Source organism: Actinoplanes xinjiangensis, assembly GCF_003148685.1.
Classification (GTDB): domain Bacteria; phylum Actinomycetota; class Actinomycetes; order Mycobacteriales; family Micromonosporaceae; genus Actinoplanes; species Actinoplanes xinjiangensis.
This window is the reverse complement of record NZ_QGGR01000032.1, coordinates 1-15,811: the sequence shown is the minus strand read 5'-3', so window position 1 is coordinate 15,811 and position 15,811 is coordinate 1. Positions and strand designations below refer to the sequence as shown.

General features: G+C 68.5%; 15 protein-coding genes. 12 read left to right on the top strand and 3 right to left on the bottom strand.

All coding sequences use genetic code 11. The features are described from left to right. The first annotated feature begins 13 nt into the window (after positions 1 to 13). The 4 genes from BC793_RS49250 (at position 14) to cspE (ending at position 4,389) form a co-directional block, all read left to right on the top strand. Positions 14 to 751, top strand: a complete 738-nt coding sequence (locus tag BC793_RS49250) for a hypothetical protein (RefSeq protein WP_146246698.1) — start codon at positions 14 to 16, stop codon at positions 749 to 751. Positions 752 to 1,933: 1,182 nt separating this feature from the next. After that, on the top strand, positions 1,934 to 2,797 hold the full coding sequence (locus tag BC793_RS41220; protein WP_109602065.1) for a PPK2 family polyphosphate kinase: 864 nt from the start codon (positions 1,934 to 1,936) through the stop codon (positions 2,795 to 2,797). A gap of 551 nt (positions 2,798 to 3,348) precedes the next feature. After that, the gene (locus BC793_RS41215) at positions 3,349 to 4,044 is read left to right on the top strand and encodes a glycosyltransferase family 2 protein (protein WP_158319526.1); all 696 of its coding nucleotides are present in this window, start codon (positions 3,349 to 3,351) and stop codon (positions 4,042 to 4,044) included. 141 nt (positions 4,045 to 4,185) lie between these two features. Then, positions 4,186 to 4,389 carry a transcription antiterminator/RNA stability regulator CspE gene (gene cspE / locus BC793_RS41210; RefSeq protein WP_109602063.1) on the top strand — a complete coding sequence of 68 codons (204 nt, stop codon included), beginning with the start codon at positions 4,186 to 4,188 and terminating at the stop codon, positions 4,387 to 4,389. Between the two features lie 167 nt (positions 4,390 to 4,556). Here cspE and BC793_RS41205 read toward each other — a convergent pair whose 3' ends face one another. After that, entirely contained in the window at positions 4,557 to 5,243 is a 687-nt protein-coding gene (locus BC793_RS41205) for an ANTAR domain-containing protein (RefSeq protein ID WP_158319525.1), read from the bottom strand. Between the two features lie 358 nt (positions 5,244 to 5,601). On the opposite strand from BC793_RS41205, the gene BC793_RS49245 reads away from it, so the two are divergent. The 3 genes from BC793_RS49245 to BC793_RS41195 all read left to right on the top strand — a co-directional run bounded on the left by BC793_RS49245 (position 5,602) and on the right by BC793_RS41195 (position 8,835). Continuing rightward, the gene (locus BC793_RS49245) at positions 5,602 to 5,994 is read left to right on the top strand and encodes a hypothetical protein (protein WP_146246697.1); all 393 of its coding nucleotides are present in this window, start codon (positions 5,602 to 5,604) and stop codon (positions 5,992 to 5,994) included. A 106-nt stretch (positions 5,995 to 6,100) separates the two neighbouring features. Beyond that, positions 6,101 to 8,194, top strand: a complete 2,094-nt coding sequence (locus BC793_RS41200; RefSeq protein WP_239170601.1) for a PAS domain-containing sensor histidine kinase — start codon at positions 6,101 to 6,103, stop codon at positions 8,192 to 8,194. A gap of 305 nt (positions 8,195 to 8,499) precedes the next feature. Continuing rightward, positions 8,500 to 8,835, top strand: coding sequence for a hypothetical protein (locus BC793_RS41195; protein ID WP_146246696.1), 336 nt, complete (start codon positions 8,500 to 8,502; stop codon positions 8,833 to 8,835). 229 nt (positions 8,836 to 9,064) lie between these two features. On the opposite strand, the gene BC793_RS41190 is transcribed toward BC793_RS41195, so the two are convergent. Then, positions 9,065 to 9,697 carry an acyl-CoA-like ligand-binding transcription factor gene (locus BC793_RS41190; protein ID WP_239170602.1) on the bottom strand — a complete coding sequence of 211 codons (633 nt, stop codon included), beginning with the start codon at positions 9,695 to 9,697 and terminating at the stop codon, positions 9,065 to 9,067. An 80-nt stretch (positions 9,698 to 9,777) separates the two neighbouring features. Here BC793_RS41190 and BC793_RS41185 point away from each other — a divergent pair, with 80 nt between their 5' ends. Next, positions 9,778 to 10,695, top strand: coding sequence for an oxidoreductase (locus tag BC793_RS41185; RefSeq protein WP_109602059.1), 918 nt, complete (start codon positions 9,778 to 9,780; stop codon positions 10,693 to 10,695). A gap of 23 nt (positions 10,696 to 10,718) precedes the next feature. Here the strand turns inward: BC793_RS41185 and BC793_RS41180 are convergent, their stop codons facing one another. Then, positions 10,719 to 11,345 carry a TetR/AcrR family transcriptional regulator gene (locus tag BC793_RS41180; RefSeq protein ID WP_109602058.1) on the bottom strand — a complete coding sequence of 209 codons (627 nt, stop codon included), beginning with the start codon at positions 11,343 to 11,345 and terminating at the stop codon, positions 10,719 to 10,721. A gap of 99 nt (positions 11,346 to 11,444) precedes the next feature. On the opposite strand from BC793_RS41180, the gene BC793_RS41175 reads away from it, so the two are divergent. The 4 genes from BC793_RS41175 to BC793_RS41160 form a co-directional block, all read left to right on the top strand. After that, entirely contained in the window at positions 11,445 to 13,661 is a 2,217-nt protein-coding gene (locus BC793_RS41175; protein ID WP_158319524.1) for an MMPL family transporter, read from the top strand. Then, positions 13,658 to 14,557 (top strand): COX15/CtaA family protein, encoded by a 900-nt coding sequence (locus BC793_RS41170; RefSeq protein ID WP_109602056.1) that lies wholly within the window; start codon positions 13,658 to 13,660, stop codon positions 14,555 to 14,557. The genes BC793_RS41175 and BC793_RS41170 overlap by 4 nt, the downstream gene beginning before the upstream one ends. After that, a complete protein-coding gene (locus BC793_RS41165) occupies positions 14,554 to 15,036 on the top strand; it encodes an anthrone oxygenase family protein (protein WP_109602055.1) in 483 nt (160 codons plus the stop codon). The genes BC793_RS41170 and BC793_RS41165 overlap by 4 nt, the downstream gene beginning before the upstream one ends. A 183-nt stretch (positions 15,037 to 15,219) precedes the next feature. After that, positions 15,220 to 15,811: CorA family divalent cation transporter (locus BC793_RS41160; RefSeq protein WP_282959010.1), on the top strand; the 592-nt coding region annotated here is incomplete at its 3' end.

The window sequence follows — 15,811 nt, the reverse complement described above, 5'->3', positions numbered from 1 at the left end:
CAACTTCCCTCGAATGAGTCTATCGAGTAACGGTACGGTAAAGATCCTTCTTGCGGCCATGCTTGGCGCGGCTTTGGCCTGGTTTCGGGGGGATTGCCCGGGGCATGACGCCGCCATGGCTCCCACACCGAATACTCCGGGCTCACGCCCTGCGGCCGTACCCGTCGGCGGACAGCCCGCCCGCCGCAAGTGGCTGCTGCCGCTGTTGCTGGCGCTGCTCGCTCTGATCGCTGCGCTGCTGTTGTCGCAGTGCGGTGATAACGAAGAACCGTCGAAATCCTCCGAAAGTGTGCCGAGTCCCACGACCACCACACCGTTCACCGCCGCATCGTCCACGGGTGCCCCGACAGCTTCGTCCAGTGCTGGCGGTGTGGCGCAGGCCGACGTGGGCACCGTGACCGCCGGCGGCGTAAACCTGCTCGGAGCGCAGAGCACCGCGAACCTGACTGCGCAGACCGGGCAGCAGGCCGTCGGCCGTGCGGTGCGGGTGCAGTCGGTGCCCGCCGACGAGGGCTTCTGGGTCGGCACGAGCGAGGAGGACCGGTTGTGGGTTCAGCTGACCGGCACTGGCGGCGAGTCCGACTATAAGGTCAAGCAGGGCGACACCATCGACTTCACCGGCACCGTCACGACCGCGGCACAGGACCTAGCCGACAAGGTCGGCCTCACCACGGCGGAGGGTGCCGAGCAACTCGCCAGCCAAGGCCATTACGTCTCAGTACCGTCGTCGACCGTCAAACTATCGAGCTGACGCCTCGAAACCACTACCCGGTTTTTGGCTCCGTGCCGCAACCCACGACGCCGCCGTCCTCAGTACCCAGACGGCGAAGCCGGGCCAGACCGACTGTGTCTACCGGCCGGAATTTCGACCAGCGGCACCGTGCAGTACGAGCCTTCGCCGCCCGGCGGCGACACGTCCGGACGGAACCGACAGTTTTGGCCGAACCGACGAACGGTGCAGCGGCAGTGGAGGTTGTAGGGCAGGCCGCGAACGGCCTGGCGTGCCTTCGGCCGCACGGCAGCTCGCGCCCCCCGGCGCCCGCACCGTGCGGTTTGTCTTCCGCGGCGCGCAGCGTCTGACGTACACGGGCCCGCGGGTCGGTCTGGGCCGTCAACGCGTTGTGAAACCGGTTTAGTCGTTTCCCGACCGCAGTACCGGCTCGGCGGTGCCTAGTGCTAATCGAGGGGAGATGCCTGTCGCGGCTGCGGCAGACGCGCCGGCACCTCGTCGCGGGGAATGAAGTCGCAGGAGCCAAGATGGGTGTGGGGCAGTGTGCAGGTCTTGCCGGTAGGAAGGTGAACCCGGCCGCACGCACCCTGCAAGGCCACCTCCTCGTCGATCGAGGGATTATGCAGTTCCGGCCGATCGTCAGGGCTGACATGTCCGGTCACGTCGTCCTCCGCGCGTTGGTGGGTTGATGAGAACGACCCGCCTGGAAGCCCGCTGGGTCAGCATCGTTGCGATGGAGACCTGCCCTGACGCTACGTCGATCGCAGGTGCTGAGTCCATGGCCGTCGACTGCTTTCGTCACGACGTGGCCCGCCCGTTGACCAGCGACTTTCCTTGCTGTAGGGCGACAGGACGAGACGACGCCTCAAGTGCGACATCCAAGGAGCGGCCCCACCGAGGAGGCATCGTCCACCGGACCGGGCGATCGAGGCATGGCTGCCGCTGGCCCGGCGGCACCCAACTGGGGGACACCCCCTTCGCCGAGGCCGAAACGCGGATCGCGCTCGGCCCCGCGATGGCCGCCCTCGACGAGCAGGAGCGGAGATCGTCACCTGCGCTTCTACGGCAACTTCACCCAGCAGCAGATCGCCGAGCAGATCGGCATCTCCCAAATACCCACCTCGCCCGCAGTGGGCACGGTGACAGCGGCCGCTCGCGGGGTAAGAGACGAATCTGAGTCGCCTACCGCTGAGGGAGAACATCATGTCTGGCCTGCGCGAGCTACTGATGGTCCGACCCGGCGGTACCCGGCTCGCCGACATCGACCCCCGCAGCACACCTGGACTACCGGGGAAGCGGGTGGTCGGTGGCGACCCGAAACGGTGGTCGCAAACTCAGGTGGCCGAGATGTCTGAGGAACTCAACACGTACCAGGAGCGGCTGTTCGCCTCGGCCAAGGAAGGCGGCACGAATCGTCGGGTGTTGCTGGTATTGCAGGCCATGGACTGCGGCGGCAAGGACGGCACCGTTCGCAACGTCACCCAGGGTATGAGCCCAGCAGGAATGAAGGCCGTCAGCTTCGGCCCACCGGATGAGCAGGAGCGACGCCACGACTTCCTCTGGCGAATCCGCAGAGGGCTCCCGCCGGCCGGCCACGTCGGTGTCTTCAACCGCTCCCACTATGAAGACGTCCTGATCGTGCGGGTGCACAACCTGACCAGCGAGGACGTCTGGGCGCAGCGCTACGAGCAGATCAACGCCTTTGAGGCCGAGGAGACAGCCGACGGGCTGACCATGGTCAAGGTCATGCTGCACATCTCCAAGGAAGAGCAGAAGAAGCGCCTGCTCGCCCGACTGGACGACCCGAGCAAGCACTGGAAGTACAACCCCGGGGATCTCGCCGAACGAGCCCGGTGGGAGGACTACCAGCGCGCCTACGAGGATGCGCTGAACCGATGCAGCACCACCGCCGCGCCCTGGTACGTGGTTCCCGCCGACCGCAAGTGGTACCGCAACTGGGCCGTGGCCACCCTGCTGCGCGACGCCTTCGCCGACATCAACCCGCAGTACCCCGAACCCGACTTCGACGCCGCCGCCGAACGCGCCAAACTGCTCGCAGCCGAATGATGAAGATCGTACGAGGCGGCCCGGTGATGATGCTTTGTGATCTATCGATGTGGGGGTATTCCCCAGCCTGGACGGTTCCGAAGCCAGCAGCATGAAGCACCCCCACGCACGTGGGGGTGCTTCCCCATTGCCGCCGTACTTCAAAATCAGGTACCAAGTCATCCCCCCATGTGGGGTGCTTCAGCCGAGGCCCGAGTAGACGATCCGCGATGGCGCGAATGAGGGCCACACCTTGCCTGGAACCGCGGCAGGCAAGGTGTGGCCCTCATTGGATTCCGGATCGAGTCGACACGGTGGCCGCAATGTGTGGGCCGGTCACCGTGCCAGAGCACGCCGCCAACCGCCCACTTGGTTACGAGGCCTCGCTGCTCGGTGACCGGCTCCTGCTCGGCTTCATCCACCGGACTACGGCCCGCCAGCGGCTGTACCTGGCCGGTCGTCGTCCGGCTTCAAAAATCGACACGGGTGCGCCGGCGCCGCCGAGGGTATAGGCGGCTCGACAGCCCGTGAGGAGAACAAGGTTGAGTAGCGATCGTCCGTACCCGGATTGTGTGATTCTGTTGCCGGTGTACCGTCCCGGTCGGCATTTGAATGAACTCGCTACCGCGCTGCTCGCCGACGGCGTTCATGCGGACCGGATCGTGGTGGTCGACGATGGTAGTGGTCCAGACGCGCAGACCTCCTTGGCGGCTGTTCGCGGTCTCGGCTGCCGGGTGTTGCAGCACCCGAGCAATCGAGGTAAGGGCGCGGCGTTGAAGACCGGCCTGCGGTTTGCCGTGGCGTCCCGGCCCGGCCTGGACGTGATCAGCGCCGACGCGGACGGTCAGCACAGCGTTGAAGACATCCGCCGTGTCGCTGAGCTGACCGGTAACGGTCGCATCATCCTCGGTGTGCGCCGGTTCGCTCCGATGCCACCGCGTAGTCGCTTCGGGAACACGGTGACCCGAACGCTGTTCCGGGCGGCGACGGGTCGCAGGGTCTCTGACACCCAAACCGGATTGCGGGCCTACCCTTCCCATCTCCTCGAGCACCTCGCCGACATCGACGGTGACCGCTTCGAGTACGAGATGAACGTGCTACTGGACGCGGCCACGGCCGGGCAGCCCATCGAAGAGGTGACCATTTCGACGACTTACCTGGACGGCAACGCCGCCACGAATTTCGGCGGCTTCGCCGACTCGGTCAAGGTGTACCGGCCCCTGATGCGACTCGTCTTGGCGTCGGCGCTGGTTCGGCGAGGGAGTTGACCGGTTGATCCGGAAAGACAGGCGCTGCGTCTTGACTGACTCGCGAGTCTGAAGCTGGTCTCATCGGATAGTCCGGAATACTGGGGGATCCAGCGGGTATCGGGCGTGGGACGGCCTCCCAAGGTCCGCGAAGGAGCAGATATGACTACAGGTACCGTGAAGTGGTTCAACGCCGATAAGGGCTTCGGTTTCATCGCCCCGGACGACGGCAGTGCCGACGTCTTCGCCCACTTCTCTGCAATCTCGGCGAGCGGCTTCCGCAGCCTGGAAGAGAACCAGAAGGTGGAGTTCGACATCACCCAGGGCCAGAAGGGCCCGCAGGCGGCGAACATTCGCCCGCTGTGATCTGTCCCTAGAGACGGCGGCCCGACCTCTTCGGCGGGCCGCCGTTCGGCCTTCATGCGCCAGGCTCGCCATCGCACACATCGCTTGGCGTTGCGCTCCGGTCGGGAGGCAGCCTGTTTGGCGTACGAAGCGGTCTACAGCGACCCGGCAGCGCAGTCCTCGGGTGGTCACCGCTTGGCGATGACAGTTTCAGCAGCGGTGAGCAATGAGACACCGGCGTCCGCCGCCCGCAGCCGCAACGCGATGTAGGCATCCGTGGCCGGGGCTTCGGTGTGGCCCATGATGATCCCCAGGGCAAGTTGGATAGTGGATCTTGCAGCGAGGGCTTCGGCGAAGCCGGTGAGCAACTCCTCACCGCCGGCGTCCAGTGATGGGAGGTCATCTCGGTCAGCAGGTAACGGCAGGTCCGGGTCGAACATCGCTGGTACGCCGGCAATAAGCGGCGCCATGGCGGCCGCATCTCGTGCGTAGAGGTTCAGGGCCGCGATCGTGTCACCGCTTCCGCTGAACAGCGGGATCGACACCGAAGCGTGCAGGCCCATGGTGAGGGCCGCCTCGCGAAATCCCGGCCACTTGATGGTCGTGCTGATGTTCCGCACTCCCACGGGGGTGCTCTCCTCCAACGATTGCAGGCACGGGCCGGCTTGGTCGTCGTATTGCGCCTGATCGACAGCCGTGGCCAGGTCGCTGCTGGTGGCGACAGTGGCGTAGGCGCCGTCGCAGGCTGCGGTGACGGACGCATAGTCAACGGCGATGACCCTGTCGACGACCATCTGGACGAGCGTGTTCAGCTGCGCGTCGAGGTCCACCGCGTCGTCTGGGGTCACCGCCAGGGCGATGAATGCCGCGGCCATCGGCCCCTTCTCAACTGTGTGGGACGGCGGTGAGGAGCGTTCCATAGGCCTCGCCTCTGCGCGGTAGCTACTCCTGGGGAGCGGTGGGTACCCCGCACAAGCGCGTTCACTCACGCCGCCGCATAAACGTCACCCGTATGATCCGGCGGTATCCCGGAGACCGTCAGAACCACTCGGCGGACCGTTCCGCCTTGAGTGCCGTGGATCGTGGCATGTCTGCGGAGCGATGACGTGTTGGAACGGCCACGCCTCGGCGTCGGAACGGCTTCGGCAGGTAGGAATCGGCTCCAGGCTCATGCTCATAGCGATGTCGTCATCGCATCAGCATGCATCGTCCGTGTCGCCGAGAGAACTCAGGATGAACGGGGCGCAGTCGATGATTCCGCGCGTCGACATCAGGCCGGAGGTGAGCCTGGACCCGTTGGCGCAATATCTTCACGAGAACATGGCGCAGGGACGGGTGGCTGCGGCCCCGGCAATGTCGGCGTCGATCACTCTTCTGAAAGCCGGCGACGACACGGCCGTGGCACCGGGTGACAGCAGCGCAGCGGTATTGCTGATCTCCATCGAGCAGATGAACGCAGTGCGCGACCGGCTGCTGGACGATGCCGCACGCTTGGCCAGCACGGCAGCCGCTCTTGATTCATGGCCGGCCTGCTGCACCCCGGGCCGTAATGGCACACGTGTTCGACATGTCGCGACTGGTCGCCTTGTTGGCAATGACGTCGTGCAGTGCGGCAACAACTGCTGAGGAGTCGCCGCGCTGCCCGGCGTCCCGCTCCACCGTTCCACGTGAGCTGGCATTTCGATTGCGGCGTCGAATTAATTCGTATCATCATTTTGCGTAGTATGTCCTGGTGGTGGAAGTGAGCGGGCACGGCCGGACAATCAGCGTCGATCACCGGTTGCTGTTCCTGGCGGTGCCGACGCCGGTACTCGTGCTGGACCCGAACCTGGTGATCGTCGAGTCGAACGAGGCGTATCTGGCATCCACCATGCGCAGCCGCGACGAGCTGGTGGGCCGGCCGGTCTTCGACGCGTTCCCCGACAACCCCGACGATCCGTCCGCCAGCGGCGTGAACATGTGGGGAGCTTCGCTGCGGCGGGTGCTCAGCGAGCGGGTCACCGACGTGATGGCGATCCAGAAGTACGACATTCCCAGGCCCGAGGGCGGGTTCGACACCCGGTACTGGGCGCCGGCCAACGCACCGGTGTTCGATGCCGGCGGCGAGCTGCGCTGGATCCTGCACCGCACCGAGGACGTCACCGCCTTCATGCAGGCCCGCCAGAGCTCTCCGGTGCTGGACGAGTCGACCGCGCAACTGCTGACCCGGACCGAGCAGATGGCCGCCGAGGTCTTCGCCCGGCGGGAACTGCAGCAGCAGAACGAGACCCTGCACGCGCTGCTCGACAGCCTCGACACCGCCGTGATCGGCTGCGACGCTGACGGCCTGCCGGTGTTGTTCAACGAGGGCGCCCGACGGCTGTTCGGTGACCTGCTCGACGGGGTATCGGTCGAACAATGGGCGCAGCAACGGGCGGTGTTCCACCCCGACGGCCGGCGCATGCACGGCGACGACCTGCCGCTGGTCCGCGCATTGCGCGGGCAACGGGTACGTGACGCCGAGATCGTGGTCCGGGCGCCCGCGACGCCGCGGCGTTACTTCCGGGCCAACGGCCGACCGGTCACGGGCCAGCCGGGGCTGGCGGCGGTGGTTGCGCTGCACGAGGTGACCCTGCACCGCCGCGCCGCCCGCTATAGGGAATGCGAACTGGAGATCTCCCGGCTCATCTCCAAGCCGTACCCGCCGGACGAGATTCTGGCCCAGGTCGTCGAGGTTCTCGGCCGGACGGCCGGCTGGGCGGCGGTGGAACTGTGGACCATCGACGACGTCGCCCAGGTGCTGCGCCGGGCCACCTGCTGGGCCGAACCCGGCTACGACCTGCCGTGCCGGCTGTCCGACCCGCTGCTGCGGAGCCAAGGCATCCCCGGCCGGGCCTGGCAGACCTCGCAACCAGTCTGGGCGGCGAACCTGCACGCCGACCCGGACGCCGCCCAACAGACCACCGACTGGGGACCGCTACGCGCCGCCCTCGCGATCCCCGTACCCAGCGGCTCAGTCATCCTCGCGGTGCTGATCTGCTACAGCGACACCGTCGAGAACCCGGACGACACCCGCACGGCGATCATGACCGGTGTCGGGGCGCACCTCGGCGAATTCCTCGCACGCCGCCACGCCGAACACCTCGCCGCCGAACTCGACCAGTCCCGCGACGAGTACATCGCCCTGGTCGGCCATGAACTCAGGACTCCGCTGACCAGCGTGCAGGCCTACACCGAGATGATGCTCGACGACCCGGACACGACCGAAGACCAGCGGTCCATGCTCCAGGTCATGCGGCGTAACACCAACGCCCTGCACGGCATCGTCATGAAGCTGCTCGACGTCTCCGGTATGCGTTCCGGGCACATCGACCTGAACATGCAACCCATGGACCTGAGCGACGTCGTTGTCGACGCCGTCCGGACAGCCTCGGCCCCCGACGTCACGATCGAGACGAACACGCCACCCACGGCGCCGCTGCACGGCGACCCGGACCGGCTGCGTCAAGTCGTCGACGAACTGCTGTCCAACGCGCTGACCTGGGCCAGCCCTGGCAGCACCGTCGGGCTCAACTTGCACACCGACCCGCACGCCGCCACTCTGGCCGTCTCCAACACCGGCACCCGCATCCCTGCCGACGAACGCGACCGGCTGTTCGACATGTTCTTCCGTAGCGATACCGCCCGCCACGGAGGCATCCCCGGCACCGGCCTCGGTCTCACCATCGCCCGGACCATCGTCGAACAACACGGCGGCACCATCACCGTCAGCGAACCCGACGAAGCTGCCACCACCTTCACCGTACGCCTACCCGCCGTGGCGGGCAGTCGCCCCGTGGTGACCTGACACTCCAGCAAGGGGCACGGGGATCCAGCTGATCGCTGGCTGCTACGCGGGCCACGCCGACCCCGGCAGGCAGGGCGCCGTCAGGCACGCATGCAGGCTGCACCGCATCACTGTTCCCCGCGGCCCCGGCGGGCGTGAGGGAGAACCACCGATGGATCCGGGCCCCCAGCCTCACTGGGAAACGTGGCACGGCTGCTGCTGCGGTGCCCGCCTCCGGTGCAGTGATTGTCACGCTCGCTCGGGGGTATCTGCTGCCCACCGGGCATGGCTCGCTGCGGTGCCAATGGCGCGTTAAGGAGACTGCGTTGACCGACCAGAAGATCAGCCCGCGTTTCGTGTTCCTCGATGAGGCTCTGGAGACGACACAAATCGGGCCGGCCAGTTTCATCGATGCCTACCCGAGCGTCGACAGGCCTAAGTTCGAAGTCTCCAAAGCCGGGGATACGGTCCGCATCCAACTGACCGCGCAGGATGCGGGATATCAGTCGGCGTTGGAATGGCCGTCCCCGGGCAGTGAGCCGGTCGAGATCGGCCCCGCCCTGCTCGAGGTTCTCGAGGGGGCGGCCCAGGGCCGGAACGGCAAGACGGCACGCGAATTGGCGGAGCAGATCCGTGCATTCCTGAGCCGAACGGATCGTTGAAGCAAGGGACAGCCACACCATCGACACCGGGTACGGACCCCCGACACATCAACAGCATTGATCAACCGATCGGCAGGACACGGCTGAGTCAAGTCGGTCAAGGTGGTCTTGAAGGCGTCGGAGACCGGCGCGACGCCCGGTGGGCTGGCCGACACGTCGAGCCGAACCTGGTCGACCCGTGCTGGGAACAGCCTCGCTGGAATGCGGCCGGGTCGGCGGCGGACGGCGGTCACGGCGGTGGCTCCGGCGCGCCGGGTGTGTCCAGCGCGGGCGCCACGACGGCGAAGGCCTGATCGGTCAGTTCGGCGAGGCGCTGTTCGTCGGCGCCGGGCTGCCACTGCCGCAGGACGGTGTCCAGCGCCAGCATGGCCATACCGGCGGCCATCCGCGGGTATGGATCAGTGTCGGGATCAAGGCGGTGGCGGGCGGCCAGCTCGGCGGCGAGCGCGTCGCACCACCGGCTCTGCCGGTCCAGCCAGCGGGCGTGCAGGGCGGGGGTGTCCAGGATCAGCCGGACCACGATCCGCGCCCGCTCGGTGTGGTCGGCCCGGTCGGTGCAGGCGGCGAGCGGCACCCAGACCGCGTGGCGCAGCGCCGCTGACGGCGGCTCGGCGCGTGGCCGGGCCGCGAGTTCGGCGACGACACTGGCGCCCATGTCGGCGAGGAACCGCACGACCACGTCCTCCTTGGACGCGAAGTAGCGGAAGAAGGTGCGTCGCGACACGCCGGCGACGGCGACGATGTCGTCGACGGTCACCGTATCGAAGCCCTTGGTGGCCAGCAGCATCAAGGCGGCGTCACGCAACTCGCCCGCGACGAGTCGACGTTTGCGCTCGGCCATGCTTTCGGGAGGCGATTCCACCCCGGCATGCTACTTCATGCCCTTGATGGCACTCTGAGCATCTATTGACACTCAGTGCCGTCAAAGGCACAGTGAGGCAAATGACCGATGATCGCTGGACCGCGGACCGGATCTCCGACCTGACCGGCCGCACCTTTGTCGTGACCGGGGCCGCCGGCGGACTGGGCCTGGCCACCACGCGTGCGCTCGCCGCCCGCGGGGCGCGGGTGGTGCTGGCCGTCCGCGACGAGGAGAAGGGGCACCGGGCGGCCGCCGCTGTCGACACCGGAGCCGGCGCAGAACTGGAGGTACGGCGGCTCGATCTCGCCGACCTCGACTCGGTGCGGGAGTTCGCCGACGGCATGCGCGCCGACCATCGGCGGATCGACGTCCTCGTCAACAACGCCGGGGTGATGGCCCCGCCCCGCACCCTGAGCCCGCAGGGTCACGAGGTGCAGTTCGCCACCAACCACCTGGGGCACTTCGCCCTCACCGGGCTGCTGTTCGACCTGCTGCTGGCCGGCCGTGATCCGCGGGTCGTGACGGTGACGTCGGTCAACCATCGGCGGGCCCGGTTGAACTTCGCCGATCCAACCGGCGAGCGGCGCTACTCGCCGATGGGGTTCTACAACTCGTCCAAGCTCGCCAATGCGGTCTTCGGCCATGAGCTGCACCGGCGGCTCAGTGCGACCGCCAGCCCGGTGCGCAGCATTCTGGCCCACCCGGGATATACCGCTACCGGGTTGCAGGCCGCGGCCACCACGGCGATGTGGCGGTTCCTGCTGGGTCGCGTCGGCAACCCACTTCTCGCCCAGCCCGTGGAGCGTGGGGCCTGGCCTCAGTTGTTCGCCGCCACCGATCCGGCCGTGCCGTCGGGCCGGCTCATCGGGCCGGGCGGTCCGGGTGAGCTACGTGGTCATCCGGCCCCGGTGGCGCTCTCCGCGGCCGCGACGGACCCGGAGAACGGTCGCCGCCTGTGGGAGTTGTCGGAACAGGTCACCGGCGTGCGATTCGGCTGACCGGACCGGTGGGGACGGCGGGATCACGCCGGCGGCGATGCGTTACGCCGCCGGGACGGTCTGGCCGGCGTCAGTCCGGACAGGATCTGGGTGACAGCGGTGTCGATGATGCCGGCGGCGCCGTGGCCGGGATCCTGCTGCTGGATTCGGCGACCGGCCGCGTCCACGACCGCTTGGACGAACTCGGCGCGCAGTTCCGCGTCCGGAATGCCCGCGCGGGCGAGCGCGTCGGCGAGTGGGGCGGTGATGACGCCGTGCCCGTCGAGGATGCGCTGGACGTGCGTGGCGGGTAGGGCCTGGACGGCGAGGGCGCTGACGGCGGCGTGGCGCGGGTTGCCCATCATCTCGGCCTGCGCGCGAACGTAGGCGCGGATCTGGGTGGCGAGGTCGGGACCGGCGTCGCGGAGGGTCTCCCGGATACGTTGCGCGGCGCGGGGGAGTTCGTCCTCGACGATCGCGGTCACGAGCTCCTCACGGGAGCGGAAGTACTCGTACAACCCCGGCCGGGACAGTCCTGTCCGGCGGGCGAGCGCGGTCAGGGTGAGGGCCGCCGGCCCCTGTTCGGTGATCAGATCACACGCCGCGTCAAGGAGCGCCGCGAGCTGCCGGGAGCGGTGCTCGGCGACGGTCGGGGCGCTGATGCGGGGCACGCCGTCAGTCTAATCAGTGCCGGTGACCCCGTTGAGATTCCGACACCACGTCGGTAACCTTCCCGACGCAACGTCGGAAAGATGATCCCTGGAGGTGTCATGGCCGGCCCTGCCGTCCGCGGGAAGCGCATCGCCCTGGGCATCGTGACGGGGTGGCTGCTCCTGGCAGCCATCGCGCCGATGCCGGCACCGGGCACGGCCGACGTACCGGACAACGAGAGCCCGACGGCAGCTCCGGCGACAGCCGAGTCGGTCCGTGCCGAGCAGTTGCTCGCCCGTGCATTCCCCGCCGGCGCCGGCATCCCGGCGGTCGTGGTGCTGCACAACCCCGGCGGCCTGACCGGCCGCGACCTCGCCGAGGTCCGGCGCATCTCGGACCAGTTGACCGGTGCCGCCCGACCGGTCGGCGTCCGGACAGTGATGTCGATCGCGACCACTCCTGACGCGGCCGACCTGCGGTCGGCGGACGGCACGACGACGATGATCGTGACCGGGATCGACCTCGACCCGGCCGACCCGGCCTTCGGCGGCACCATCGACGCCATCAGGGCGATCGCCGGCACCGGTACGGCCGGCGCCGAGATCCGGGTGACCGGACCGGCCGGCGTGATCCGCGACAGCGTGACCGTCTTCCGGCGAGCCGACACCACGCTGCTGACCGTCACCATCGGACTCGTCCTGGTCCTGCTGCTGCTCATCTACCGCTCGCCTGTGCTCGCCGCCGTACCGTTGGTGGCGGTCGGTGTGGCGATGGCCGTCACCGACGCGATCGGCACGGCCCTGGCCCGCGCCGGTCTGGTCGGCGTCAGCGAGATGACCGCCTCGATCGGCACCGTGATGCTGTTCGGCGTCGGCACCGACTACTGCCTGTTCCTGATCATGCGGTATCGGGAACAACTCGCCGAGACCCCGCATCGCTACCGTGCGATGGCCACGGCGCTGCGCCGGGTCGGCCCGGCGATCGTGTTCAGCGCCGGCACCGTCATCGTCGGCCTGCTCACCCTGCTGGCCGCCACCCTGCCCTCCTACCGGTCACTCGGGCCGTACCTCGCGCTCTCGGTCGCGGTGATGCTGCTCGTCGCGGTCACCTTCGTCCCCGCGCTGGTCCTGCTCCTAGGCCGGCATGCGTTCTGGCCCCTGAAGACACCCGCCCGTACGGTGGCGGCAGCCTCACTCTGGGGACGGGTCGCCGACCTCGTCATTCGCCGTCCGGCTCTCACCGTCGCCGCCTGCCTGGCCGTGCTCGCCGGGCTCGGCACCGGCCTGGTCGGCTACCGGGAGAACTACGACGCGATCTCCGGGTTCCGGGCACAGACCGACTCGGCCCGGGGCCGGCAGCTCCTCGCCGACGCGTTCCCGGCCGGCCGGCTCGCCCCGACACACGTGCTCCTCGACGCCCCGGCCGACTGGCGCGGCAACCTCGAGGTGGTGGAGCGGGTCAGCGCCGACATCGCGGCGATCCCGGGCGTACAGCAGGTCACCGGCCCCACCCGTCCCGACGGCAAGCCACCCGGCGGCGACCTCGGTGCCCCGGCGCCGTACCTCACGCCCGACGGGCACACCGCCCGCATCGACGTGATCTACACCGACGACCCGTACGAGACGGCCGCGCTGGACCGTACCGAACAGGTTCGCCATGCCGTTCGCGCCACCCTCACCGCCACCGGCCTCGACTCCGCTGAGGTCCTGGTCGGTGGGGAGAGCGCCGCCGCCCTCGACCGCCGAGCCGCCGCCACCCGCGACGCGCCCGTCATCGCCGTCCTGCTGCTCGGCCTGATCACCATCCTCATCGGGACCCTGCTGCGTTCTCTGCTCGCGCCGCTGTACCTGGTCGCCACGATGGTGGTCTCGTTCCTGGCGGCCCTGGGAGCCACCGTGTTCACCGCCGTCGTCCTCGGCGGCCAGGCCGGCATCACCGAAGGCGCCGCCCTCTACATCTTCGTCTTCCTGGTAGCTCTCGCCGTCGACTACAACATCCTGCTCGCCACCCGCATCCGCGAGGAGACCGCCACACACGGCACCACCGACGGGTTGCGACTGGCCCTCACCCGCACCGGAGGAGTCATCACCTCGGCCGGACTGATCCTCGCCGGCACGTTCGCCGCACTCATGACCCAGCCGTTGGACACCCTGTTCCAGTTCGGCTTCGCTCTCGCCTTCGGCATCCTGCTGGACACCTTCCTCGTCCGAGGACTGCTCGTACCCGCCATCGTCCGGCTCGCCGGCCCGGCCAGTTGGTGGCCCAGCAAGCTCACCACCTCGCCGGCACCCGCCCGGCAGAACCCCGCACCGTCCGCTCCTCCGATCGCCCGATGACGGCCACCATGCCCACCCGGCGCGCCGGAGCAGCCGTCGCCGCGCTGGTGGCCAACACCCTCATCGTGTTGACCGGCGCCCTGGTACGCCTCACGGGATCCGGGCTGGGATGCCCGACATGGCCCCGGTGCACCAGCGGTTCCTTCGTCACCACCGCCGAGATGGGAGTGCACGGCGTCGTCGAATTCGGCAACCGCATGCTGGGTATCGTCGTCGGGCTGGTCACCCTCACCGTCGTGGTGGTACTGCTGCGCGACCGCAACCGGCCACGCTGGAGCCTTCCGCTGGCAATCGGCGTACTGGCAGGGGTCGGCGTCCAGGGCATGATCGGCGGCCTCAGCGTCCGGCGCGCACTCGCTCCCGAGATCGTCGCCGGCCACTTCCTGGCCAGCATGATCCTCATCGCCGCCCTGACCGTACTGATCGACCTGCTGCGACGACCGCACGCCGCGTTCCGCCTTCCTGCCGACCCGTGGACCCGTCTCACCGTGGTGACCCTTCCCGTCGTCCTCACGACGGTCCTGATCCTGGGCACCCTGGTCACCGGCAGCGGGCCGCACGCCGGTGACGACACCGCCCGCCGGCTCGGCCTCGACGCCGCCGTGCTCACCACGGCACACGCCGTCGCCGTACTCCTGCTGGTCGGTGTTCAGGCGGCCAGCCTGCTCTTCGCCCGCGCGGCCCGGCCCGTACGCCGGGCCGCGCTAATGCTCCTGGCCGTAACGCTCGTGCAGGGTGTGATCGGTTCCGTCCAGAACACCCTCGCGCTGCCGGTGCCGATGGTCGCCGCCCACGTCGTCACCGCCGCGCTCATCGTCATCGCCGCCACCCACCTGGTGGCACGGGCGGTCCGCACCACCGGTGACCGCCACGACTCACCGGAAGGCAGGACATGACAACAGCAGACCTCTTCCTCGTGTTGGCCACCGCCGCGGTTGCCGGCCATGCCCACTGGTTCTTCGGCAACCTGTACGAAGCGGTCGTCCTCGCGCCCGGGTGGACGTCGATGGCGGGCCGGCCGGTGCAGCTCGCCGGTGGGTTCCTGGGCCCCGGCAGCCCGGTGCGCTACTACATTCCGGCCACGCCGCTCACCGCGCTGGTGACGGTGGCCGCCGGGGTAGCCGGATGGAACGTGCCGCAGGTGGCGCGTCCGCCACTCGCGCTGGGCGTCGCGCTGTGCCTGGTCAGTGCCGCGGTCACCGTCTACATCGTGACCCGGGTCAACCTGCGGTTGTTTTTCGCCGCCGACACGGCCCCGGAGCAGAAGGCGATGCTGGCGCGGCGCTGGGTCAGGCTGAACCGGGTTCGCCTCGTGACCGTGGGCGCCGCTGGCATCCTGCTCGTGGTGACGCTCATCCGGTGCCGCACCGCATAGAGAACCAGGGCGAAAACTTGCGGCACGGTCACGATCCGGCCGGCGACTACGTCGAACGCGCGCCCGCTGACGCCCAACGCCGGACCGCTGTTGCCGGCTCTGCCGGCGTCCTGCTCGCACATGTCCTGGCCGTAGCACCGAGCGCGCCGAGGCCCGAGTAGCGCAACGACCCTGAGGAGCACCATGATCGGACGACTGAGCCGCGGCCTGTCCTGGATGGCAACCAGAGCCCCACCGGCGCTGGCGGCGCGATCTGTCGACGATGTCCGGCGGTTCGTAGTCGGATGCGGGTTGTACGTCAACGGCGCACGTGTCGACGGCGGTGAGGACCTGGCCCGGCTGTACCGCCGGGCACGCCGGACGTCGGGCGCTTTCGTGTGGCTGGGTCTGCATGAACCCGACGAGCGGCAGTTGGCATATGTCGCGGAGATCTTCGGCCTTCACCCTCTGGCGGTGGAGGATGTTCTGCATCAGGAGCAGCGTCCCAAGGTCGAGCGTTACGAGGACTCCTCGTTCATCCTTCTGCGAGCCACCCAGTATGTGGAGCACGCCGAACTGACGGACACGAGCGAGGTCGTGAACACCGGTTTCGTGCGGATCTTCGTCGGTGACAGCTTCGTCGTCACGGTGCGCCAGGGCGATGTCGGTGAACTCGTTGACATCCTCTCCGCCCTAAGGGCCGGAGATTCCCTCCACGCTGCGCAGGGAACGCGCGGCGTCCGGGTGGGTTACCGCTTCGCCGCGCGGTGCCGGGACGGATCCCGGTCTTACCTGC

Coding starts and splice junctions, on each gene's coding strand:
- BC793_RS49250 (WP_146246698.1), top strand. CDS start 14: ATGAGTCTATCGAGTAACGGTACGGTAAAGATCCTTCTTGCGGCCATG.
- BC793_RS41220 (WP_109602065.1), top strand. CDS start 1,934: ATGTCTGGCCTGCGCGAGCTACTGATGGTCCGACCCGGCGGTACCCGG.
- cspE (WP_109602063.1), top strand. CDS start 4,186: ATGACTACAGGTACCGTGAAGTGGTTCAACGCCGATAAGGGCTTCGGT.
- BC793_RS41205 (WP_158319525.1), bottom strand. CDS start 5,243: ATGGCCGCGGCATTCATCGCCCTGGCGGTGACCCCAGACGACGCGGTG.
- BC793_RS49245 (WP_146246697.1), top strand. CDS start 5,602: ATGAACGGGGCGCAGTCGATGATTCCGCGCGTCGACATCAGGCCGGAG.
- BC793_RS41185 (WP_109602059.1), top strand. CDS start 9,778: ATGACCGATGATCGCTGGACCGCGGACCGGATCTCCGACCTGACCGGC.
- BC793_RS41175 (WP_158319524.1), top strand. CDS start 11,445: ATGGCCGGCCCTGCCGTCCGCGGGAAGCGCATCGCCCTGGGCATCGTG.
- BC793_RS41170 (WP_109602056.1), top strand. CDS start 13,658: ATGACGGCCACCATGCCCACCCGGCGCGCCGGAGCAGCCGTCGCCGCG.
- BC793_RS41165 (WP_109602055.1), top strand. CDS start 14,554: ATGACAACAGCAGACCTCTTCCTCGTGTTGGCCACCGCCGCGGTTGCC.